The 22,041-nt window shown below is 40.5% G+C and carries 17 protein-coding genes; 7 read left to right on the plus strand and 10 right to left on the minus strand.

Annotation, left to right across the window (positions count from 1 at the left end; all coding sequences use genetic code 11):
* Nucleotides 1–150 precede the first annotated feature (150 nt).
* From AC504W_RS11360 to AC504W_RS11375, 4 genes are all read left to right on the plus strand, one after another.
* The gene (locus AC504W_RS11360; RefSeq protein ID WP_494877793.1) at nt 151–1,704 is read left to right on the plus strand and encodes an HNH endonuclease; all 1,554 of its coding nucleotides are present in this window, start codon (nt 151–153) and stop codon (nt 1,702–1,704) included.
* A 162-nt stretch (nt 1,705–1,866) separates the two neighbouring features.
* Complete coding sequence (locus AC504W_RS11365) at nt 1,867–2,253, plus strand: hypothetical protein (protein WP_494877794.1); 387 nt, start codon at nt 1,867–1,869, stop codon at nt 2,251–2,253.
* The gene (locus AC504W_RS11370) at nt 2,253–2,678 is read left to right on the plus strand and encodes an HNH endonuclease (protein ID WP_494877795.1); all 426 of its coding nucleotides are present in this window, start codon (nt 2,253–2,255) and stop codon (nt 2,676–2,678) included. Before AC504W_RS11365 ends, AC504W_RS11370 begins: the two co-directional genes overlap by 1 nt.
* A 69-nt stretch (nt 2,679–2,747) precedes the next feature.
* The gene (locus AC504W_RS11375; protein ID WP_494877796.1) at nt 2,748–4,226 is read left to right on the plus strand and encodes an NB-ARC domain-containing protein; all 1,479 of its coding nucleotides are present in this window, start codon (nt 2,748–2,750) and stop codon (nt 4,224–4,226) included.
* A gap of 5 nt (nt 4,227–4,231) precedes the next feature.
* Here the strand turns inward: AC504W_RS11375 and AC504W_RS11380 are convergent, their stop codons facing one another.
* The gene (locus AC504W_RS11380) at nt 4,232–4,816 is read right to left on the minus strand and encodes a Uma2 family endonuclease (RefSeq protein ID WP_494878631.1); all 585 of its coding nucleotides are present in this window, start codon (nt 4,814–4,816) and stop codon (nt 4,232–4,234) included.
* A 139-nt stretch (nt 4,817–4,955) separates the two neighbouring features.
* Nucleotides 4,956–5,594: a peroxiredoxin gene (locus AC504W_RS11385; RefSeq protein WP_096576096.1), complete on the minus strand. Its 639-nt coding sequence runs from the start codon at nt 5,592–5,594 to the stop codon at nt 4,956–4,958.
* Between the two features lie 291 nt (nt 5,595–5,885).
* Here AC504W_RS11385 and AC504W_RS11390 point away from each other — a divergent pair, with 291 nt between their 5' ends.
* Genes AC504W_RS11390 through AC504W_RS11400 form a run of 3 tightly spaced genes read left to right on the plus strand, consistent with a single transcriptional unit; the run spans nt 5,886 to nt 9,472 of the window.
* The gene (locus AC504W_RS11390) at nt 5,886–7,598 is read left to right on the plus strand and encodes an extracellular solute-binding protein (protein ID WP_494877797.1); all 1,713 of its coding nucleotides are present in this window, start codon (nt 5,886–5,888) and stop codon (nt 7,596–7,598) included.
* A 9-nt stretch (nt 7,599–7,607) separates the two neighbouring features.
* A complete protein-coding gene (locus AC504W_RS11395; RefSeq protein WP_494877798.1) occupies nt 7,608–8,330 on the plus strand; it encodes a hypothetical protein in 723 nt (240 codons plus the stop codon).
* 8 nt (nt 8,331–8,338) lie between these two features.
* The gene (locus tag AC504W_RS11400) at nt 8,339–9,472 is read left to right on the plus strand and encodes a substrate-binding domain-containing protein (RefSeq protein ID WP_494877799.1); all 1,134 of its coding nucleotides are present in this window, start codon (nt 8,339–8,341) and stop codon (nt 9,470–9,472) included.
* A gap of 57 nt (nt 9,473–9,529) precedes the next feature.
* Here AC504W_RS11400 and hpsP read toward each other — a convergent pair whose 3' ends face one another.
* The 8 genes from hpsP to AC504W_RS11440 all read right to left on the minus strand — a co-directional run bounded on the left by hpsP (nt 9,530) and on the right by AC504W_RS11440 (nt 21,456).
* Entirely contained in the window at nt 9,530–10,702 is a 1,173-nt protein-coding gene (gene hpsP, locus AC504W_RS11405; protein ID WP_494877800.1) for a hormogonium polysaccharide biosynthesis glycosyltransferase HpsP, read from the minus strand.
* A gap of 79 nt (nt 10,703–10,781) precedes the next feature.
* The gene (gene hpsN, locus AC504W_RS11410; protein WP_494877801.1) at nt 10,782–11,804 is read right to left on the minus strand and encodes a hormogonium polysaccharide biosynthesis glycosyltransferase HpsN; all 1,023 of its coding nucleotides are present in this window, start codon (nt 11,802–11,804) and stop codon (nt 10,782–10,784) included.
* Nucleotides 11,805–11,890: 86 nt separating this feature from the next.
* Entirely contained in the window at nt 11,891–13,552 is a 1,662-nt protein-coding gene (hpsL, locus tag AC504W_RS11415; RefSeq protein ID WP_494877802.1) for a hormogonium polysaccharide biosynthesis protein HpsL, read from the minus strand.
* 195 nt (nt 13,553–13,747) lie between these two features.
* The gene (locus tag AC504W_RS11420; RefSeq protein WP_494877803.1) at nt 13,748–16,351 is read right to left on the minus strand and encodes a DUF3769 domain-containing protein; all 2,604 of its coding nucleotides are present in this window, start codon (nt 16,349–16,351) and stop codon (nt 13,748–13,750) included.
* Nucleotides 16,352–16,965: 614 nt separating this feature from the next.
* Complete coding sequence (locus tag AC504W_RS11425; RefSeq protein WP_015114068.1) at nt 16,966–17,082, minus strand: photosystem II reaction center protein I; 117 nt, start codon at nt 17,080–17,082, stop codon at nt 16,966–16,968.
* A gap of 445 nt (nt 17,083–17,527) precedes the next feature.
* Complete coding sequence (locus AC504W_RS11430) at nt 17,528–20,056, minus strand: glycogen/starch/alpha-glucan phosphorylase (protein WP_494877804.1); 2,529 nt, start codon at nt 20,054–20,056, stop codon at nt 17,528–17,530.
* Between the two features lie 200 nt (nt 20,057–20,256).
* A complete protein-coding gene (locus AC504W_RS11435) occupies nt 20,257–20,343 on the minus strand; it encodes a hypothetical protein (RefSeq protein ID WP_494878632.1) in 87 nt (28 codons plus the stop codon).
* Nucleotides 20,344–20,745: 402 nt separating this feature from the next.
* A complete protein-coding gene (locus AC504W_RS11440; RefSeq protein ID WP_494877805.1) occupies nt 20,746–21,456 on the minus strand; it encodes an acyltransferase in 711 nt (236 codons plus the stop codon).
* Nucleotides 21,457–22,041: the final 585 nt, after the last annotated feature.

Below are 22,041 nucleotides of genomic sequence, written 5' to 3' on the forward strand. Positions count from 1 at the left end.
AGATATGCTCAGTTTTGTGTTCAGTCGATGCTCAGTGGTTGGTTGATTGCCAAATATGGCTGTTTAGTAGAATGTTAATTATCATAGATTAGCTTGACTGTATAATTTTTAGTTAAATAATATACAGTATTAATAGCAGGGTAAAACTTCATGGCTAAAGTTAATTTAGATGCTTTGATTCCACGGGAAGATTTTGAAGTAGAAGAAAATATAAATTCTGGTACAAAAAAAGACAGAATTGATATTGATGATATCAAAGCAGATTCATTTTTCTTTACAAACATCCGCAAACCAGATTTCCAAAGAGAAACAAACGAATTGGATAAACTCAAAGTCTGTGAATTTATTAAAAGTTTTATTGAGGGTGATTTAATACCAGCTATTATTTTGTGGCGAAGTAAAGGTGGCTATTTATTCGTAATTGACGGTAGCCATAGATTGAGTGCTTTGTCTGCTTGGGTAAATGATGATTATGGTGATGGTAAGATATCAAAGCTCTTTTATGATGGAGTCATTCCTGATGAACAAATTAAGGTTGCTGACGAAACACGAAAATTAGTTAACAAAACAGTCGGCTCCTACGAAGATTTTAGATTAGCTCTTACACGACCTGATAAAGTTAAACCGGAAGTTGTCAAATATACAAAAAATTTAGGAGCATTAGCAATACAGCTTCAATGGGTTGAAGGTGATGCAAGTAAAGCAGAAAGCTCATTTTTTAAAATTAATCAGCAAGCTGCACCAATTGATAAAACTGAACTAAAACTTCTAGAGTCTAGAAGAAAACCTAATAGCATTGCAGCACGAGCAATAATTAGAAGTGACAGAGGTCATAAGTATTGGTCATCTTTTCCAGATGAAATCCAAAACCAAATACAAGGAATAGCTAAAGAGATTAATGAGATACTTTTTGAACCCAAATTGCATAATACTATAAAAACTTTGGATATACCAATGGGAGGAAAACTATATTCTTCTCAAACACTACCGCTAATTTTAGATTTTGTGAATATTGTTAATAATATAGATTTTAATAATAAAGGTGTTAATGATGACACAACAGGTGAAACAACAATACAAATTCTGAAGAATGTCAGAAAAATTTCATATAGACTCAATGGTAATCATCCTTCATCTTTAGGATTGCACCCTATTGTATATTTTTATTCAAAAGAAGGAAGGCATAGAACCGTATCTTTACTCGCTATTGTTGATTTTGTTATGGAACTGGATAAACGCAAAAAAATCAATTACTTTATTGAAGTTAGGGAGAAATTTGAAGAATTTCTCATTGATAACGATTATTTGATTCAGCAGATATATGTCAAATATAGGTCTGTACAAAAAAGTTATAAATATCTATCTATTTTCTTTCAAGAGATAGTGAATCATTTAAAACTAGGACAAACAATAGATGATGTAATACAGAATATCACGTCTAAAAGTGATTTTAACTATTTAAATATTCGTCAAGTAAGTCAACAAATTAATTCATCAGAAAAAGACTTTGATAGCCATAAAAAAAGTGAAATTTATATAAAAAATACATTACCAAACGCACCTAGATGTCAGATTTGTAATGGTCTGATTCATAGAAATTCAATTTCGATTGATCATATACAACGCAAAGAAGATGGTGGCTTGGCAACTATAGAAAATGGACAGCTAACACATCCATACTGTAATACAGGATATAAAAATTAAGTAATAAAAGCATTGGGGCGTGTTAGGATATCCTACAAAATTTGGTAGAACAAATATGAAAGCGATCGCAGTAACTGGCAAAATTGATGAGTAAAAAAACAGTGATAGCACCCCAGCCGCGATCGCAGGTAAAAATTAAATAAGAATATCCATCTCAAAGTCATGAGTACCAAAATCACCATTACATTGCCTGACGAGATTTACCAACGCGCTGAACGCTTTGCACGACTGGCAAATCGGGATATTGCCAGTGTTTTAGCAGATACAATTCAACTCTCGATTCCACAAGTGAGAGCAGAAGTTAACAGCCTAGAGTCTATCTCTGTTCTCTCCAACGAACAAGTTCTAGAATTGACAGAACTGCAAATGGAAGCTGAACAGGATTCTCGATTGAGTGAACTGCTAGATCGCCAACAAGCAGGTACTATGACAGAAAATGAACGTTCAGAGTTACAAACCTTGATGCAAATTTATCAAGAAGGACTCTTACGCAAAGCAACTGCGCTCAATGAAGCTGTGAAACGTGGGTTGATTGAACCTTTAAGCTAGTGAGTCAAATTCCAGAAGAAGTCAGGGCGCGAATTCGCACACAGGCAAATAATCAATGCGGTTACTGTCTTAGTCTGCAAAAGTATGTTCTGGGAATTCTAGAAATCGAACACATAATTCCTAAAGCAGCAGGCGGTAGTGATGATGAGGAAAATTTGTGGCTTGCCTGTCGATTATGCAATTCTTACAAAGGTATCCAGACCGATGCAAGAGATACAGTAACGAATCGTAAAGTAAAACTTTTCAATCCTCGTCAACAAAAATGGCCTGATCATTTCATTTGGACAAATGATGGTACTCAAATTACAGGTCTAACTGCCTGTGGCCGGGCAACTGTCGTAGCTTTGCAACTGAACAATCCCTATGCTGTTACTGTCAGGCAAGCTTGGGTGTCTGCTGGTTGGCATCCACCAACTGAAACCTGAGTAACATTACTTTAATTCCAGCGTTGCTGTTGAGCCAAAATAGAGACAATCTGCTCAGTTAACAGATATATGTCAAACTCGCTCAAAGCATCAACGACTGGACTGGCAATTGTAGACAAGGCGCGAAAACGTCTTGGCTGGACGAAAACCAGCACGGCGCGTTGGTGGCAAGATGCTCATACTTCTAGAGCAACTTTACGGCGATTTTGGCAAGGCGATCGCATTCAAAAAGAAATTTTTATCGCTATCTGTCAGACTGTTGGTATCAACAATTGGGAAAGTATTGCAGACACCTCTAATGCAGATTCCGAAGAAATCTCTACACCATACCTTGATTGGAATGAAGCACCTGATATTGAAAGCTTTTATGGACGCAACCAAGAATTAGCTCAGTTAGAGCAATGGATTTTAGGTGATCGCTGTAAATTAGTTACAATAACAGGCATTGCTGGCATTGGTAAAACGGCTCTGGCACTAGCTTTAGCCGACCGCATTCAGTTACAATTTGATGGTTTAATTTGGCGATCGCTTCATCCTGCACCATCCCTAAATTCTCTGCTAAATGGACTTCTCAACACCTTTGAGCAAACTGCTGTTCAGTCTATTCCACAAGACATAGCAAAACTTATCCACCACCTGCAACAACAGCGATATTTGTTAATCCTTGATGGTTTAGATGAACCAGAAAACCACTATCATCTTATCAAGCAATTAAGCCGCGATTGTCATCAAAGTTGCATTCTCCTTACCAGTCGTGAGCAAGCAAACATAATTGAATCTAATACAAAGACAGTTCGCCATCTTGCCTTAAAAGGATTACCAAAAGCTTCGGCTATAGAATTATTGCAAAGTAGAGGATTGACAGGTAAAGAACTCGGACTATCAACCTTGATTCAACTTTATCGCGGCAATCCCTTAGCATTGAAACTTGTTACGCCATTGATTCAGTCGGTGTTTGGTGGGAATATCGCCGCCTTCCTCAGTCAAAATACTATAGTAATTGGCGATCGCTTGCGTGCTATCCTCAAGCAACAGTTTGAGCAACTTGCTGATTTAGAACAAGATATTCTCTATTGGTTAGCAATCTGGCAACAACCAGTCTCTTTCAGCCGATTGAAAACTCATTTACTCATTTCTCTTGATCCAGCCACAGTTTTATCAGCAATCGTCAGTTTGGAAAGGCGATCGCTTTTGGAAAAATGGATCTGTAGTGGTGAACCCGCTTTTACTTTACAACCACTGGTGATGAAAATTGTCACTGATGAATTAGTAGAACGTGCTGCTCAAGAGATTATTCAGGTGGTGCAGAGTCATGATATTTGTAATTTTAAAATCCTGCGAACCCATTGGTTATTACGTCCAGGTAGCGATGATATTGTAGGCGATCGCATTTTGCATCAACTTCAAGAAAAACTGTGGCAAATTTATGGTGCAAATCTTGTGCAAACTCTTGAGGATATTTTATTGCTTTTGAAGGGTAAATCTCCCTTAGCAATTGGTTACATTGCTTGCAATATTACAACTATTATTAAACGCTTAGGCTCATGATATGGCTACCAAATTTTAGACATATTCAAGACAAATCCTGGTAAAAATGGCTCTGCACTTACTGTATCAGGACTCTCTAAACATTCTTCTAATTGACCGGGACAATAAATATAAACTCGGCGATGCTTGCGGTCAATCAACCAACCTAGCTGCACCTCTAGTTCTTGCATATATTCTGCCATTTTATCTTTCAGGGGTTGGAGACTATCGCTAGGCGATCGCAGTTCAATGACAAAATCGGGACAAATAGGTGCAAACCTTTGTTGTTGTTCTGGTGAGAGAGTATTCCACCGTTCTATTTTCATCCAAGAAGCATCAGGAGAGCGTTTTGCACCTGTGGATAATGTAAAGCCCGTACTGGAGTCAAAACAAATACCTGTGCCATCTTTTTCTGACCAAACTCCTAGCTGTAAAGCTACATTAAAGTTACGATTGCCTGTTTCTGTACCCGTCGGGGGCATAATTGATATTTCTCCAAATTGATTACACTCAATGCGTAGATCACGATTCACTTGACAGAAATCAAAGAATTGTTCGTCTGTCATTTGCATTGATGGCGGCATTTGTATAACAAAGGAAGATGACAGCATCATAGTTCAACATCTGACTTTATTTTCCATTCTTACGTAAATACAAAAAAACGCAAAGATAAAGCTTTGCGTCTTGTAAACGAATTGACTTAAAAATTTATCTACTCAATATTAAGTAGTTATTCTCACTCAGCAATCACTACTTGTTAGGTTGAGGAGTTAACCGCAGATAGGGTTTGACTACTTCGTAACCTTTGGGGAATTTTTCTTTTAAGACTTCCGGGTCTTTGAGGGAGGGGACGATGACAACCTTATCGCCATCTTTCCAGTCAGCTGGGGTAGCCACACTGTAGTTGTCGGTAAGTTGCAGTGAATCAATTACGCGCAAAATTTCGTCAAAGTTGCGTCCGGTGCTGGGGGGGTATGTGAAAGAAAGACGCAGTTTTTTGTTGGGGTCAATTACAAACACTGAACGCACTGTTACAGCCGCGTTAGCGTTGGGGTGGATCATGTCGTAAAGGTCAGAAACCTTACGATCTGCGTCTGCCAAAATGGGGTAGTTGAGTGTGGTGCTTTGAGTTTCTTCAATGTCGCCTACCCAACCGTTATGAGATTCTACATCATCAACGCTGAGGGCGATCGCTTTCACATTGCGCTTGTCAAATTCGGGTTTTAGTTTGGCAACTGTGCCTAGTTCTGTAGTACAAACAGGTGTAAAGTCAGCAGGGTGAGAAAACAGCACTACCCAGCTGTCACCTGCCCATTCGTAAAAATTTATGTCGCCATGTGTAGAGGCTTGTGTAAAGTTGGGTACTGTATCACCAAGATGGAGAGTCATGAGAGATTCCCTGTAGATAAAGAGGCAGATGTAGTCTACTTTGCCATCATCCCATAGAACATCGGTTTCCCTATCGACTTGTAGCTGTTTTTTACAAAATTTTAATTTCTCAGCGTAGAGACAGGGATAGGCGCAGTGTAACTAGATGAGGCTTGATTATTATACAGATATAATGTTTGTCTTTTGCACTCAATAAAGTTAACTGAAAATTAACTTTTCTAACACACAATAGAATCGGAACATAACTTATTGCAGAGATTGTTAAATCACTAATCGTTCTCGGAGAAGTGCATGATTTTTCAAAGGTCTCGGTTTCTGACGCAGCTTGTAGTAATCTCTGCTTTAGCGTTCGTGACAGGGTGTAACACTAACTCGACTTCTGACGATAATTTTACAGGGTTAAAAGTCAAACTATTAGTTGGTAGTGCTTTGGGAGACTTCTGTAACCAAGCGGCAAAAAACTTTAATGCTACACAACCAAAACTAGATAATGGTACAGCTTTTCAGGTGAAATGCGAAGCACTAGGTAGTGGCGATGTTGTGACTGAGATAGTTGGTCTAGCAGATCAATTACAAAAAGGGACAGTACAAGCGGATGCAGCAGATTTTCCCACAATTATTTCTCTGGATGGAGATATATATCAAAGCCAGTTAATTTACCGGATGAACCAAATTTCGCCGGGGAAAAATTACATTCCAGACATTATAGAATCACCACTCATTGCTAACACGCCAATGGTATTTATGGCGCAAGCTGATGTCGCGGCTGGATTACGAAAAGTAGCTGACCCTTACAAGGTGTTGGTGACAGCAAAAACTCACCGCGATATTGACCCAGCCTCACCACCGTTAACAGTTCATTATGTACATTCTGCGCCGACGCGTTCTAATTCTGGGTTACAAACTCTGGTAGCACAATACGTCAGTGTATCGGGTAAACGTCCTGAAGATGTCACAGTGGCGGATGTGCAGAAGTTTCAATCCCAAATTCAACAAATTCAAAGCAAAATTACCCGTTACGGTGTTTCGACTAATTCTCTCGCCCAAGCAATGGTGAAGAATGGCCCATTTTGGGCTTCCGTTGGTTCAGTGTATGAATCTAGTGTAATTGTTGCTAATTCAGGCTTACCAACGGGACAGCAGCGTTATCAAGCAGTTTATCCCAAAGCTACATTTACTTCTAATATGCGGGCGATTGTACCGAATGCACCTTGGGTAAGCGCGGATGAGAAGGCGGCTGCGGAAAAGTTTATCACCTATTGGCGATCGCCAGAAACTCAAAAAATTGCCACTGATTTGGGTTTACGTCCCGGAACGCCAGGGGTTGCTTTAGGTGCTAAGTTTACTCCCGAATTCGGTGTAGAAGCCCAAGCTAAGTATGATTCTTTGCGTCCACCAAAGCCAGAAGTTGTAGACGCAATGCTGAAATCATGGCAAGAATCAGCAAAAAAACCGTCGTTGGTGGTGGTTGTTGTTGATTCTTCGGGGTCAATGTCAGGAGATAAATTACCTGCTGTACAAAATACTTTACAAAATTACATTAAGAATTTGGGGCCAAAAGAGCAAATTGCTTTGATTGATTTTGATTCAGTAATTCGTCCGCCTGTATTAGTAGATGGAACACCCCAAGGACGCGATCGCGGTTGGCAATTTATCAATGGTCTTCAGGCTGATGGTGGGACAAAATTATACGATGCTGCCCTAGAAGCTAGGAATTGGCTACAAAAAAATCTGCGTAAAGATGCTATTAACGCTGTGTTGATATTAACTGATGGAGAGGATGCAGGTTCAAAAATTAAGTTGAATGAGTTAGAGGAAGAATTGAAAAAAAGTGGTTTTGCAACTGACCAAAGAATTGGATTTTTTACTATTGGCTATGGTAAAGAAGGTGAATTTCAAGCTGATGTTTTGAAAGAAATTGCTGAGTTGAATGGGGGGTATTATTCTCAAGGAAATCCTGAGACTATTTTGCAGCTAATGTCAAATTTACAGGTAGAGTTTTAAACTTAAATTATGAAATTAGTAAATCCTCTATATTATCCTTTGGCAGTATTAGCTGGAGGAATTTCTCTATTCTTCGGGGTACGTTTACTGCAATTGCCCAGCTTAGTTATGTTACCAGTCGCTTCTGGTATTACTATACTTGGCGCAAGTTTGATAAAATCTCGTGAACCCAGCACTTTTGAATTAGCGAATCCTGAATTAGAAAGAGAAGTAAATGCCGTCAAGATGGCTGCTTTAGGATTAGTTAATCAATCAGAAAACTTGCGTTCAGAAGCCAAAAAACTATTAACTGATTCATTCCAAATAGAACTTTTAACAGCCGTAGATATAAATTGCGATCGCACTGCTACATTACCAAATCAAATAGACAGCCTAGCTTGGAACTTATACGGCAACACCCCAATACTTTCGGTTAGTTCTCTAGAACAGCAATTAGTTGAAGTACAACAAAAACTTAGCGCGAGTTCTGGTGTAGCAAAAGAACATCTTAATCAATTAGCCGCAAGCCTTAAACGCAATCTCAAATTAGCCCAAGATGGTGAAGATACGCGGTTAGCCAGAATTATTAATATTTCGACTTTAATTCAAGATTGTACAGGAATATTGCAACAATTACAAACTAAATTGCGTAACTCTGATTTAAGTGATTCTCAACACCTGAACGAAATGCAATCACTTAGCAATGAGCTAACTAGCTTAGTAGAAAATCTTGATTTATTAGTTGGGAAATAAACAAATTTATGTCACCAGGATTAAAAAATACTTCTCAAGCAAAATCAAAATCTTCAAAAGTGATTACTTCCGTTGCGATTATTATTGCAGCATTAGGTCTAACTTATATTCCTATTCCTGGTTCGCAAACAACTGTAGTTATTGTTAGTGGTACAGAACTACAAGAACCTTTGCAACAATTAGAAGCAAAATTCAAGCAGGCAAATCCTAATATTAAATTAGAGTTAAAATTCCAAGGTTCTCAAGAATTAGTTAACAATTATCTTGACCAGAAAAATGATTTTAAACCGACCATCTTAATTCCCGCCAATGGAGAAATTCTAACAGAACTAAGCGATCGCCTCCGCGCCACAAATCAAACTGAACCTTTTTACGATTCTCCTCGACCACTGGCAAAAACTCTATTAGTAGGTATCGCGTGGCCAGAACGGGGTAAAATTCTCTTCCCCAATGGACGCTTTCAATGGTCAAGACTAGAACAAGCAATGCAAGCCGGTAACTGGGGAAAAGTTGGCGGTGTAAGTAATTGGGGTAGCTTTGATTTTGTCACTACAGACCCCACGCGGTCTAATAGTGGTCAGTTGACTTTAAATTTGTGGACACAATCAAAATTAGGTGGAACTATCAACGCCAATAGTTTCAGTAATTCATCTGTGCAATCACTGTTTAGTTTAATTAAAAAATCAGTTTATCAACCACCTCGTTCCACCGATACTCTCCTGCAAGAATTTATTGTCAGAGGCCCTAACGATGCTGATGTTGCGACTGTATATGAAAGTATAGTCCTGCATCGTTGGCAACAGTCAGCTGCGACTAAAGGCAAACCTTACCAAATCTATTATTTAGACCCCTCAATTGAAACTACCGCCACAGCCGCAATTGTTCGACGAGACGTAGATGCAGGTACAGCAAAAGCCGCAAAGCAGTTTTTAGACTTTCTCACCCAACCAGAACAACAAGCAGTATTTGTACAATATGGTTTCCGTCCAGTTAATAGTAATGTTGATTTAAAAACTGTACCGAATAGTCCGTGGAGTCAAAATATTCCTGGTGCAGAAGTTAAGCCGAGTGTGAAAATTCTGCCACCACCAGATATTCAAACAATTACAGAAATTCAACGCCAGTGGGAAAGAGCAAACTAGGAAATTTTTTCACGCAGAGGAGGCAGCGTACTGACTTCTCTGTGCCTCTGTGGTTCGTTACTTAATTAGAATTTGTTGATAAGCTTGAATCATTTGGCGAGCGATCGCATCCCAACTAAAATGTTCTAAAGCATATTTTTGAGCATTTTGTCCCCGACGTTGGCATTCTTGGGGATTTTGTAAAGCTTGTTGTAATAACTCAAATAATGAATATACCTCTGTTTGACCAACCCATCCCGACTGACTATCACTTACTTGCTGCCAAATATGCACTTGGTCAGAAATAACTACAGGTATGCCGGCAACCATCGCTTCAGCAACCGCAATACCAAAGTTTTCGTAATAAGAAGGTAAAACAAATAAATCAGCCGCTTGCAGTAAACCAGTTTTTAATTCACCACTCACAAAGCCTGTAATGGTAGTATGCGATCGCAATGGTGAATTCTCGATTTGAGAATTGATTTTTTGTTCATAGTCTGGGTCTTGTGGATTTGTCCCAGCTAAAACAAAATGAAACTTGCAATTATTTACCAACAGTTTTTCTAAAGCCGGAATTAACAAATTCAAGCCTTTTTTCGGGTCAATACGCGACATAAACAAAACTAAAGGCATATTTTCAGGTATACCTAACTGATGGCGCATTGCGTTTGATTGCATTTTTTTAGTCGGTTTCACACCCAAAGGAATTACTAAATCTTTTGTGTTTACCCCAAATCTGGCTGATATTTTAGCTTCTTGTTCACTAGTAAAATGAATTGCTGCTGCACCTGCTAAATTTTGGCGTTCAATCAACTCTACATACAGCTTTTTTAATTGTTGTTTTTTCTGTAAATCAGCCGGGTCAAGAGTTCCTAAAGGACGTAAAATATAAGGTAATTTCTGTTGACGACAGACCGTCGCGGCTGCACTACTAATCGGCGAAAACAAAGCATGAATATGTGCTAAATCAAATTCGTTAGCATGACTTTTTAGCCATTTGAGTAAATCCAGCGAAAATTTATAACGACGAAATGGCGCACAGCGAAAGTAAATTATTTCATAATCATCTTGTTGAATTGGGCGATTTAACGGTACATCTAAAGGTTTTTGACCATTATCGCCATTACTATCAGTTGTCAAAATAGTAACTTTTACACCTTCTTTTGCTAAAGCTGGAGCTAACCCTAATACCATTTGGCTAGGGCCACCATAAATTAAAGAAATAGATGGAACAATTTGTAGTATATGCATTTTAATTTAAGATTATCGATAAGCTCATATCCCCGACTTCTTTAAGAAGTCGGGGATATAAAAACTGCAACAGCGATTTTCAATTAGTAGACATAGAAGGTTGTTTATCAACAATTACCATTTGGGACTGTTCATCCAACTTAGTATAAATCTGCCCATCATTCCAGATAGATTGAATTACACTAGATAACGCATTGATAAAGCCTAAAACGTAGAACATAGCACGAGATAAAACAGCAACAAAAGAACCGCTTTTGTTACAAGGTGGATGACCCAAAACCTGACAATCAAATAAACTAGTAGATAGTTGTAAAAATTCGCTAAAATTCAAGTTCTTCAACGCCATCAAAAAATTATTGTGATAGAACGTGAATTGATATTTGAGCGATCGCGTACTAATATCATGACAACCACCCGTCTCCTCACCTAAATGCACTAAATGTGCTTCTGGATCATACCAAATCTTATATCCTGTCTGCCGAATTCGCAAACAAAAATCAGATTCTTCTCGCACCGCACTCCCGCGAAATCTTTCATCAAATCTCAGTCCATACTTACTAAAAATCTCGCGGCGGAATGACATATTACAACCCCTAGCTGTTAACACTTGTTGGGGTTTAATTGTATGTACTAAATCGATATAATACCAAGCAAGACCAGGATTCATCGCTTGGGGAGGGAGATATTCAATCTGTAATTTTCCCCCAGATTCGCCCAACTTCATTCGGTCAAATACTCGCCCAGCTACAGCCCCAATTTCTGGATTCTGTAAATAATTTTTTGCATGAGCCATTAAAAACCCAGGCGTTAATTTCACATCATCATCAATAAATAAAATTATTTCTCCAGATGACCGCCGCACACCATAATTACGCGCCCCAGGTAAACTAGCCCAATTTAGACGAAACCATTGAATTTTACCTAGTGCAGCTACTTCTTCTAAATAAGCTTGAACCTCTAGTTGGTGTTTTGGCGATTGGTCTACTACCAAAACTTCAAAATGGGGATAATCTTGAATCAGAACATCTGCAATACTATCCCTTAAAGCTTCCTCTCGTCCGTAGGTTGGTATAATTACGGAAATTAAAGGCAAATCATTCATGTAATTTTCTGCTCAACTAAATTGGTTGTTTTGGTAGTAGAATGACCTGTGATGATATCTGTCACTGCCAAGATAAATATAATCAATTAAAACTTGATTTGTAAGCGTTTTTTCTTGTTGGCTTTTTCAGGATCGGCATCTTCTTTTTCTTGTTTATCCAGTGCTGGTAATTTGAAGAGTACTCCCGCAAAAAACCAATAATATACAGCGACCGGATCAACATCTAGAGGATAGTAGTAGGTGTTGTAACTAATAAACAATATAAACACCCACATAGATGCTCCGTAACTGCGGAAATTACGGTTTTTTATCGAACGATAAGTCTTGAAGCCTGTAAATGTCAGGACATTAACTAAAGCGAAAAAACCCAACACACCAAAAATACCCACCTCATATAAGACTTTTGGATAGTATGTCTCTACTAACTTGGTTTCACCTAATGCACGCGCTGAGTTAGTCGCTCGACCTAAGCCACTCCCTAAAGGGGTATCGACGTTTTTCCAGTTTTCCTCAAATTGCTGGATGATAAAGTCTTGTGGTGGTGAAGCATTCCAACGAACCAAAAAGCTATCTAGTCGTTCTTGAACAACTACAGGGTTAGTCACAACTGCAATTCCCAAAATCATCACTAGCCCCACCCCAATAGGGATAAACCGTTTGAGGTTAGCAATTTGACCAGTGAGTAATAACAGCATCACAAAGCAAGTGGGTACTAAGGCTAAAGCAATTCTCTGTCCAGAAACTACTGCGTTGACAAAGATTAAAGCCAAAGAACCTAAACTTGTTAGTCGCCACAAAACCGATGGGTCAGAAAAACCTGTAGCAAAGGCAAAAAAGGTGCTAGAAATTAAAAACCATGCCCATTGCCAAGGTGCTACAAATGTTCCTGGGAGGCGAATAATTCCTTGACTGGGACTGTAGACTAAAGCTCCGCCAAAATAACATCGGGCATCAAGTGTAGCTTTAAATAAAGCCGCACCTTCTAAATTTCGTGTACCTTCACAAATGCCCACCACTAATAATATGTATTGCAGCAGCCCCAGCCCACAGCAAATGATGATTAGAACAATTTGTAAGCGAGTTAACAATAGAAAATCTTTTTTATCGCGAATGAGATAATAGGCGCAAGTAATTAAAGGCACATAACCTAAAAATACTTTTAATCCTAGAATTCCTAAGCCTATAGGTATTTCTTTAACTGGTGTTTGTAATAGCCCAACAGGCGGTGGGTTAAGTTGTTGTCCGCCATTGATAAACACCAAAGTTAATAAACTTGAAGCTAATACAAAATACAGAGGAATTTTAATTTGTTGGGGGACAATGAAGGGTAGCTTCTGTTTACGGCAAATTTGCCAAAGTGCGATCGCCACTGGTACATAAAATGAATCTTTCGCTAATTGCAAAATGGGACTATTGCCAATGTAATAAGTAATTGTTCCTCCAAAGGGAACATAAATCATAAAGCCAATTAACGCTTGACGGGGATATTTATAAGAAAAAGACATCACCAGAATCCCCAAGACAGCAGGTAATGCTGCTTTAATTCCGCCGAATAAAAATAACAAAAAACCTAAAAATAGCCCTATAGATAAGGATTTACTCAGCAAATCCATGAATTCTTTGCGGGCTTTAGTTGCTTGACGTTTTTGGGCTAACCTTTCTTGGAGGCTAAGAGTAGGTGCTTCCTTTTTTGCAGGCTGCTTTTTTGAGTTTTTTGATTTCTGGAATTTTGATTTTACTTTTGCCATAGCAGCGCTTTAGCCTATTAGCCTTTGTATAAAAAGTGCTGATTGCTGAGTCAGAAATACTGCTTTCCAGCCTCTAGTTTCCTAGCGCTTTTTCTTGTTTTATAACGGCTACTTACTTTATCCTCAAAGCTAAAACCTGATAATAACATACATAAAGCTGGTGTCTAATGAGACTCAAAAACTTACTCAAGTGGATTATTCTTGTCGCACCCCACCAACAACTGGTCTAACTTGATTCGTAGAAAATGGGTCTGTACCACCAGTCCAATTAAAGTCACTAATGCGAATGCTGAAGCCGCCTAATTCTAAAACAGGATTGTAGCGTAGGGTAATGCCATAGGTGCGACGACTATACTCTAAAACATAGTCGGTACTGGTTTCTCTGCCTGTATCCAAGTTAATTGAGGTTTGAAAACCGATCCGAAATGGCCCATAAATTTGTTGCACAATTCCGGCACTGAGAACTCTCACATCTACGGAACGGTCAAAGAAAAAAGGCGACAATCCGCTGTTGAAACCTTGGGCGTAACTAATATTAAAGGCTGTGTAATCGAAAAAGGGACGAGAAAAATGGCCAATTTGTCCGAGTAATCCAACTGTACCAATTAAAGTGGTTTGGTCATCACCACTTGTGTAATAACTAGTAGTACCTCTAAGATTAGCCACCGCCCGTAAGTAGGGAACCACAGGATTACCTGTATAGCGCAATCCTTCGGTAGCTGTTGCTGGTAATGCCTTTCCTTGCCAGAGGTACACACCTGTGCTGAGAGCAGCACTGGCTTGCAGACGACCTAACGAGACTCGTTCAAAACTGCGGTCAGATCCATATATGTCTTGACGATCGCTATTGGCGTTGATATATTGTGCGCTTGCTTGATAGTCGAGGTTAATACCGCTTTTCCCCAAAGGAATAAGAGGAGAGAGGACAATCGCACCCAAACTACTTTGGACAGTTTGAAAGCCAAGAGAACCGTTATATAAGCGATCGCGATAGGTATATTCTAAATTTAAAAGATGGGGATTGCGATCGCCCAATTGCTGTTGCAGTCGCACATTTGCCCGGAGATTTGAGTCTAATTGGCTCAAGTCAAAACTGGTTAATTCCCCAGAACCGCGCAATGTGGTTTTTGGGCTTAAAACTGCATTCACTTTACTTCTAACACCAAACAAAGACGCTGGATCGCTAAAACCACCCTGTGCTGCTTTCTGCACAAACAACTGCGGCGTGATGATCCAACGTGCTGTTTCTGTATTTATCGGGGTAAAACTCCGTTCTACATATAAACCACCCCGGTCATCGCCATCATAGCCAGGAGACACAATTGCGGGAGTGACTTCTTGTTCCCGGCGGTCAATAGTTTGGTTATCTATGGGTATGGGTAAGCTAAGACCTTGATCAAATACCAAACGTTGACGTTCGGTTTTAATCCGGTCAATTAAGGGGGCTTGACGTGTCAGGGTAACTTTACTCGCCCGTAATTCTAGTTCGGGCGGCGAAAATGGGTCATTGGTGAGGCGCACATCCCTAGCTTGCCAACCTCGCGGATAAAAATCGATGTGTCTGGCTTCAAACCGGACTCGTTTAACTTGTCCACCTTGTGGTGGTGTTGGCAAGTTACTGGCGCTGCGACCCCCGACAACCACATTAACTTGTCCCGGACTTTTGACATCTGTGAGTGGCTGATTAGCGCGAATGCGATCGCTTGGTGGTCTAAGTTGCAAACCAACAGGGGTGTTCTCAGCAGGTAAAAAGCCTAAATCTGTCGAAGATGTGGGGATATAAATTTCACCGCTACCATTTTCTAATTCCCCACTGTCTTGCAAGAAATTATACGTAAAGCGTTGCCCACGCAACAACTGATCGCCTCTAGTCAGGGCAACATTACCTTCACCAACAGCAATTAAATTTGCTAAATTCACTTGTAGGCGATCGGCATCCACTACAGCCCCATCAAATCGCACTACTACATTACCTTCAGCCGTGACAATTCGCCGTTGCTCATCATACTCTTGCCGATCTGAGATAACTTCGACAATTCTCTCCCGCACTACTGGTGTGGTTGTGGGAGATGATGGTTGGGGAGTGGGAGAACTAGGTGCTGCTTGAGTTGGTTGGTTGGGTGATTTGAATTCTATGTTTGTTGGGGTAGTCGATTCGTTGCTGAGGTTACGAGATTTAAACTCAATAATATTTTGGACTGGCTGAGTACTCGGTACATCATCGCTAAATTTACCAGAGAGATTGATAGTTTCTGGTTTTTGTGGTGGCGCAGTAGTTGGCGTTGGGGATGCTGGTGAATTTACTTTTTCCGCAACAACTTGTTCTGGTGATGGGAATTGCTGAACAGATGTTGGCTGGACAATTTTTTCAGTGACAACTTTTTTTGGTGAGGGGAATTGCTGAATATTTGAGCCAGTTTGAGGTGGATTCTCACCACTTACATTCACTGTCTGAATGCCATAGCCAATGCCTAAAGGTTGTCCTAAAGTTGCAGCATTTCTCGATGGAGAAAACGGCGAAAGTGCTGGGGGTAGAGTTTCTGGTGTATTGGGAGTGGGTATAGTTTTCGCAGTGCCTAAATTATCGGCAGCCGATGCGATCGGTACTAATGTCTGAGGCGGTACATTTTTACTATCCGCAATTTTGGTACTTTGGGGCTTTTCTGGAAGGTTTTGGGTATCACTAACTGGCTCTACAAACGCATGAACTTGGGTATTACTAACCGATGGCAGAGAATTTGTAGATTTTATAGGTTCAAGAACAGGAGGCGGTGCAGGCGGCAGAACTGGATGAAGCATATCTGGGCAAAATTAACCGAACAAATAGCCAACTAATAGCCGGAAAGATGAACTCACCTGTTGTCTTCCGACTTTTGCTTTCTGCCTACATGCAGCAAGCTGCTAAAAAGAGGAAATTGCATTGTCAAGGAGATTGCTTTATCAAAATGCCCTGTGTTTGTGACAGAAGGCGGCTTCCTACTGGGTAGCAACTTTGCCATCAGCTAAACTCATGAAAAGCTAGTACAACAAGGCAAAAGTAAAAAGTGAGCCAGTGCGGTGGACGGGTTCCCCGGCATAAAGCAACTGGCGAACTCGCAAGAGTCAAAAGGAAAAAGAAAGAATAGTGATAACACGAGCCTCTTAGCAATTCCAGATGGTCTGTTTATTTACGCCAACCTGTACTAGTGTCTGTTGGAGTTTTTGAGGTAGGATACTTCACCATGATTTACTTTGTGTCGAAACCCAGTTACTGCGAAGGGAAACTCCGTTTGAGCCACTGGCTGCGGATTTTCCCTGTTGTAGCAACTGCCATTCAGTTTTAGGCGTAAAGCTTTCCTGTAGGATAGCAAGCAATTGTCCGTGACTTTGGGTGTTTTCCACCTTCCGGCAGTCGCGGATAATTTGTCTTGTTCTTACTCTAAATCCCGACGACCGGGGTTACGAGCAGGATCATTTGACAAGAATCCGAAGACAAAGATAGTCACAAAGAAGGCAACAACAATATAAACAGCGATTTTTAAAGTCAGCATAGAAATATCTCCAAAGGGGGTCGGAAAAAAGCTTCTCTCAGTATCTGCTATGCAGAAAAGATAGCTCCTATATCTTACCCAAATCTTGCCTCGTTTTGAGCGCACTCTATTGAGAGTGGAGGGCTATGTCGTGACCAACCCATAGAGTATGGCACAAGTTTCGCTATTATCTCATACTGTGGTTTATTTGATTCGTAGATGCCTTTGAGATGTATTTTTTGACTGGCTAATGTTGTGACGTTAATTAATGCCAGAGGTTTCCTGAAGTTTAAGGATATGGGGGTGTAGGTGTTCAAAACCCTTAAACCCTTACATCCGGATTTCTCACCACACCTTTCAAAGTCTGCGCTTGTGCAGGGGAGCAAGGGAGCAGGGGGGGAATGAAAGTAACCTCTCCCCTGCCTCTCTGCCCCATCAAACGCCTGAAGCCTTTGAGAAATGAGGGTTACACTTTCAAACCAGCCCTCCCTTGAATATATTCTTCTAGTTCGATTTTCACTGGTACAGCATTCCAGATTTCTTGACAATATTCTAGAATGGCACGGTCAGAAGAGAATTTGCCCATACGTGCTGCATTGAGAATTGACATCCGTGTCCAGTGTTCTTGGTCACGGTAGGCTTGATTTACCTGGTCTTGAGCGTCAATATAAGACTGGTAATCGGCAAACAGCATGTAAGGATCGTGGTACAAGAGCGAATCTACTAGGGGACGGAATAGATTAGTATCACCGTGAGAGAAAAATCCAGAACTGATCAGGTCAATTACTTGTTGGAGTTGCGAATTGTTATGGTAATAGTCCCAAGGGTTATAACCTTTGGACTTTAATTCATATACTTGTTCGGTTGTAAGTCCAAACAAGAAGAAGTTTTCTTCTCCGACTTCTTCGCGGATTTCGATATTTGCACCATCAAGTGTGCCAATAGTCAGCGCCCCATTCATAGCAAATTTCATGTTACCAGTGCCAGAAGCTTCTTTACCAGCAGTGGAGATTTGTTCGGAAAGGTCGGCGGCTGGGTAAACTCGTTGACCAAACCTGACATTGTAATCTGGTAAGAATACTACTTTTAAGCGATCGCGCACATCGGGATCATTGTTAACTACATCACCAACGGAGTTGATGAGTTTAATGATCAATTTGGCCATGAAATAGCCAGGAGCAGCTTTACCACCAAAAATAAATGTGCGGGGTGTGATTTCAATGTTGGGGTTATCTTTAATCCGCTTGTAGAGCGTAATGATGTGCAGCACGTTTAGGTGTTGGCGCTTATACTCATGCAATCGCTTCACTTGCACATCAAACAGTGATTCGGGATTCACTTCAATTCCGTGGTTTTCCTTGATATAAGTCGCCAAATATCCCTTAATATCTTGCTTGGTTTGTCGCCATTCTCGACGAAACTCACCATCTTCGATAAAGGCTTCGAGTTGCTTGAGATCTTCTAGATGACTAATCCAATCTGCCCCTATTTTGCGAGTAATCAAGTTAGCTAGTAAGGGATTACTGACTACTATCCAACGGCGTGGTGTGACTCCATTGGTTTTGTTGCTGAATTTCTCCGGCCAAAGTTCGTGAAAATCGCCCAGCACATCACGCTTGAGTAACTCTGTATGTAAGGCTGCAACACCATTAATTGCATGAGAACCCACACTGGCTAAGTTTGCCATGCGGACATACTTTTCACCACTCTCATCAATTAATGATAGCCGTGCTAGGCGATCGCTATCGTTGGGATATTTTGCCCGCACTTGACCTAAGAAACGCTGGTTAATTTCATAGATAATTTGCAGATGTCTGGGCAGTAAATTCTTAAATAGGCTTAAAGTCCACTTTTCTAAAGCCTCTGGTAACAGCGTATGGTTAGTGTAGCCAAAGGTGTTTTGCGTGATTTGCCAAGCCTGATCCCACTCTATTTCATACTCATCTACCAACAACCGCATTAATTCCGCTACACCGATGGATGGGTGGGTGTCATTGAGTTGCACCGCAAAGGACTGATGAAATGTCTCTAAGCTCTCACCTTTTTGCAAGTGCAGCCGAATCATGTCTTGCAAAGAACAAGAAACAAAGAAATACTGTTGTTCTAACCGCAGTTCTTTGCCTTTCATCAATTCATCATTCGGATAGAGAACTTTGGTAATATTTTCGGAAACTACCTTTCTGTTGACTGCACCATAGTAGTCCCCAACGTTAAACGCTTGGAATTCAAAGGACTCAGGAGCTTCAGCTTTCCATAGCCTTAAGGTATTGACAGTGTTGACGTTATAACCTGAGATGGGTGTATCGTAGGGAACACCCTTCACCACTTTATCGGGAATCCAACGTACGCGATAGCGGCACTTTTCATCATAATAAGCTTCGGTGCGCCCGCCAAACTTAACTTCTATGGTTTCTTCTAGCCGAGGAATTTCCCAAGGGTTGCCTAAGTGTAGCCATTTATCTGTAATTTCTACTTGCCAACCATCGCGGATTTCTTGATCAAAGATGCCAAATTCGTAACGAATTCCATAGCCAATGGCGGGAATTTCTAAAGTTGACAGGGAGTCCATGTAACAGGCTGCAAGGCGACCCAGTCCACCATTACCTAGTCCTGGTTCTTCTTCAGTTTCCCGTAATTGGACAAAATCTAGCCCAGATTCCTCGACTACTTGACGCACTAGATCGTAAATTCCCAAATTGATCAAGTTATTACTCAAGTGCGGCCCTAAGAGAAATTCGGCTGAGAGATAACTGACAACTTTGACACCTTTTTTTGTATAGACTTCAGTGGTTTTGAACCAGCGTTGCAACATGCGATCGCGGACTGTGTAAGCCAACGCCATGTAATAATCGTTGGGCGTGGCTGTAGCCGGAACTTTACCTTGGATGTAAAAAAGATTATCAGCCAAGGCGCGTTTGATGGTTTCTTTACTTAACCCGGTGCGATCGTCTTCAAATTCACATTGAAATACTGGAACTTGCTCAAATGTGGTCATAATTATTTCCTATCGAGAATAGAGAGTAGGCAAATCAGAACGTCTAACTCCTGACTTAGCACTCAGCCCTAAGTCCTCACAGTTGGTTCTCGTCCCGTTAGTTCTCAAAGCTGAACTACTTCTTCAGCCAGAGTAATGAAACAAGCAAGTACTGATTGGGTATCAAGGTTGTGTTTGGCTGGATTTGGCTCGTAGCTTACTCAATAAACTCTTGGAATTACACCTTGAGTACCTGTACCGGAAAGTTGCACCACAATGCGAGAACCATCGGTAAAGCCAATGCGAATACCCTGTTTATGACTAACGCTGCCATTAACAGGGTCGGTATAACTTAAGTCATCGTTATTCTACGGCTTTGTTTTCTGAAGGAAAAAAAAGACACACTTTTCTTTAGATGCGGTGGTAATTAACGTGAGTTCGATGAAACCTAACCCCAACCCCTTCCCTACATGGGAAGGGGTTAAACTAAACATCTACAACTTAGTACGAAATAATCAGACTTTTAAGCCTCTCCCCGCGTCGGGGAGCCATCGCCGTGGGCGGGTTTCCCGATTTGTTCGCGCAGCGTCTCCGAGGAGGAGAGGCGACTGGCGTGAGAGGTTTGGAGAGGGGTTTTTAATGCCATCGAATTCGCGTTAATTAACGCCGTGTGCAACTTTTGCTCAAAAATCAGTCGCACATCGCGTTAATTATGGTGAAGAAATGCCTACGCCTCTCTCGGATAATTGCTGACTCATCCGATTTTTGACAACTCGTGCAGGTACACCTACGGCCACGGAGAATGGCGGAATATCTTTAGTGACAACTGCACCTGCGCCAATCACACTGCCTTCACCAATAGTTACACCATCTAATACCGTCACTCCATGTCCCAACCAACAATCATCTTCAATGACAATTCCTTGACGAGTAATGCCTTGAGATTTAATTGGTTCTAGAGGATTGGAAAAATTATGATTGTTAGCATATATGCCTGAGTGGGCAGCAATTAGACAGCGCTTGCCAATGGTAATATCGCCTGGCCCCGCAATACATACATCAGGGCCAATAAAGGTTTCTTCGTCGATGTAGATGGATGTGTTGTCTAAACAGCCAATATCAACGTTACGTTCTATAGCTACCCCATGACTTAAAGAAATTTGATTATTTGAGTGTCCTTGAGCATCGATTCTCACACCTTTAAAAATATGCGCTTTTTTACCGATGCTAATTTTATCTGCTCCCAGAAATTCCACACCATTTTGTATGTAAACTGAGCTATCCAACTGAGCAAAAATAATGCGATAGAACCAACTCCGGAGTTTTGTACCCAGGGCAAGGGTGGGAATATCCCCTAACAATGTGATCAGCAGTAATTCCTTGAAGCGCTGGGATTTGGAAAAATGTTTTTGGTTACTCATGACTGCTTATCTCTGAGACAAGTTTATGTTAGCTGAATTGAAGATGGGTATTTTTTGGTAGTGCTGCTGATCGGGAATTAGTCAAGTTATGTTTCTGTGAAGAAATTAGGCAAACATTGTCGAACTAATGCGCTATTTTTAGGCAAAAAATAGCATTAAATAGCTATATTTGCGGAATGTCCAGTTCTGGCGATCGCCGGAGATCATTTATCTCCCATTAATTACTTTTATCAATACCAACTTGTTGCTTAGTCTCAATCTTGATGAAAGAAAGATACTACTATACTGCTGAAATATTTTTCCAGCTAATATGGCAAACTCAAACATCAGACTATTCAATAGTTTGATTCGCTGGATATACTCAGCAGAGAGCAGAGAACTAATCACAGATTTACAAGGCTTTGAATATATGCCTTTATGATGAAAATCTGTCTTTTATTCACCTGCAATCTGCTATATTTACCCGCAAGTTGCTCTATGTAATTTTCTGAATGATGTTCAATGAAATAATTTCACAAGCACAAACTTTTTCCACACCAATATATATTTAATTGATGAACCTCAAAATCTACTCTTGATTTTTGA

Source organism: Nostoc sp. C96 (assembly GCF_059384975.1).

Coding starts and splice junctions, on each gene's coding strand:
- AC504W_RS11360 (WP_494877793.1), top strand. CDS start 151: ATGGCTAAAGTTAATTTAGATGCTTTGATTCCACGGGAAGATTTTGAA.
- AC504W_RS11365 (WP_494877794.1), top strand. CDS start 1,867: ATGAGTACCAAAATCACCATTACATTGCCTGACGAGATTTACCAACGC.
- AC504W_RS11375 (WP_494877796.1), top strand. CDS start 2,748: ATGTCAAACTCGCTCAAAGCATCAACGACTGGACTGGCAATTGTAGAC.
- AC504W_RS11380 (WP_494878631.1), bottom strand. CDS start 4,816: ATGCTGTCATCTTCCTTTGTTATACAAATGCCGCCATCAATGCAAATG.
- AC504W_RS11385 (WP_096576096.1), bottom strand. CDS start 5,594: ATGACTCTCCATCTTGGTGATACAGTACCCAACTTTACACAAGCCTCT.
- AC504W_RS11390 (WP_494877797.1), top strand. CDS start 5,886: ATGATTTTTCAAAGGTCTCGGTTTCTGACGCAGCTTGTAGTAATCTCT.
- AC504W_RS11395 (WP_494877798.1), top strand. CDS start 7,608: ATGAAATTAGTAAATCCTCTATATTATCCTTTGGCAGTATTAGCTGGA.
- AC504W_RS11400 (WP_494877799.1), top strand. CDS start 8,339: ATGTCACCAGGATTAAAAAATACTTCTCAAGCAAAATCAAAATCTTCA.
- hpsP (WP_494877800.1), bottom strand. CDS start 10,702: ATGCATATACTACAAATTGTTCCATCTATTTCTTTAATTTATGGTGGC.
- hpsN (WP_494877801.1), bottom strand. CDS start 11,804: ATGAATGATTTGCCTTTAATTTCCGTAATTATACCAACCTACGGACGA.
- hpsL (WP_494877802.1), bottom strand. CDS start 13,552: ATGGCAAAAGTAAAATCAAAATTCCAGAAATCAAAAAACTCAAAAAAG.
- AC504W_RS11420 (WP_494877803.1), bottom strand. CDS start 16,351: ATGCTTCATCCAGTTCTGCCGCCTGCACCGCCTCCTGTTCTTGAACCT.
- AC504W_RS11425 (WP_015114068.1), bottom strand. CDS start 17,082: ATGCTGACTTTAAAAATCGCTGTTTATATTGTTGTTGCCTTCTTTGTG.
- AC504W_RS11430 (WP_494877804.1), bottom strand. CDS start 20,056: ATGACCACATTTGAGCAAGTTCCAGTATTTCAATGTGAATTTGAAGAC.
- AC504W_RS11440 (WP_494877805.1), bottom strand. CDS start 21,456: ATGAGTAACCAAAAACATTTTTCCAAATCCCAGCGCTTCAAGGAATTA.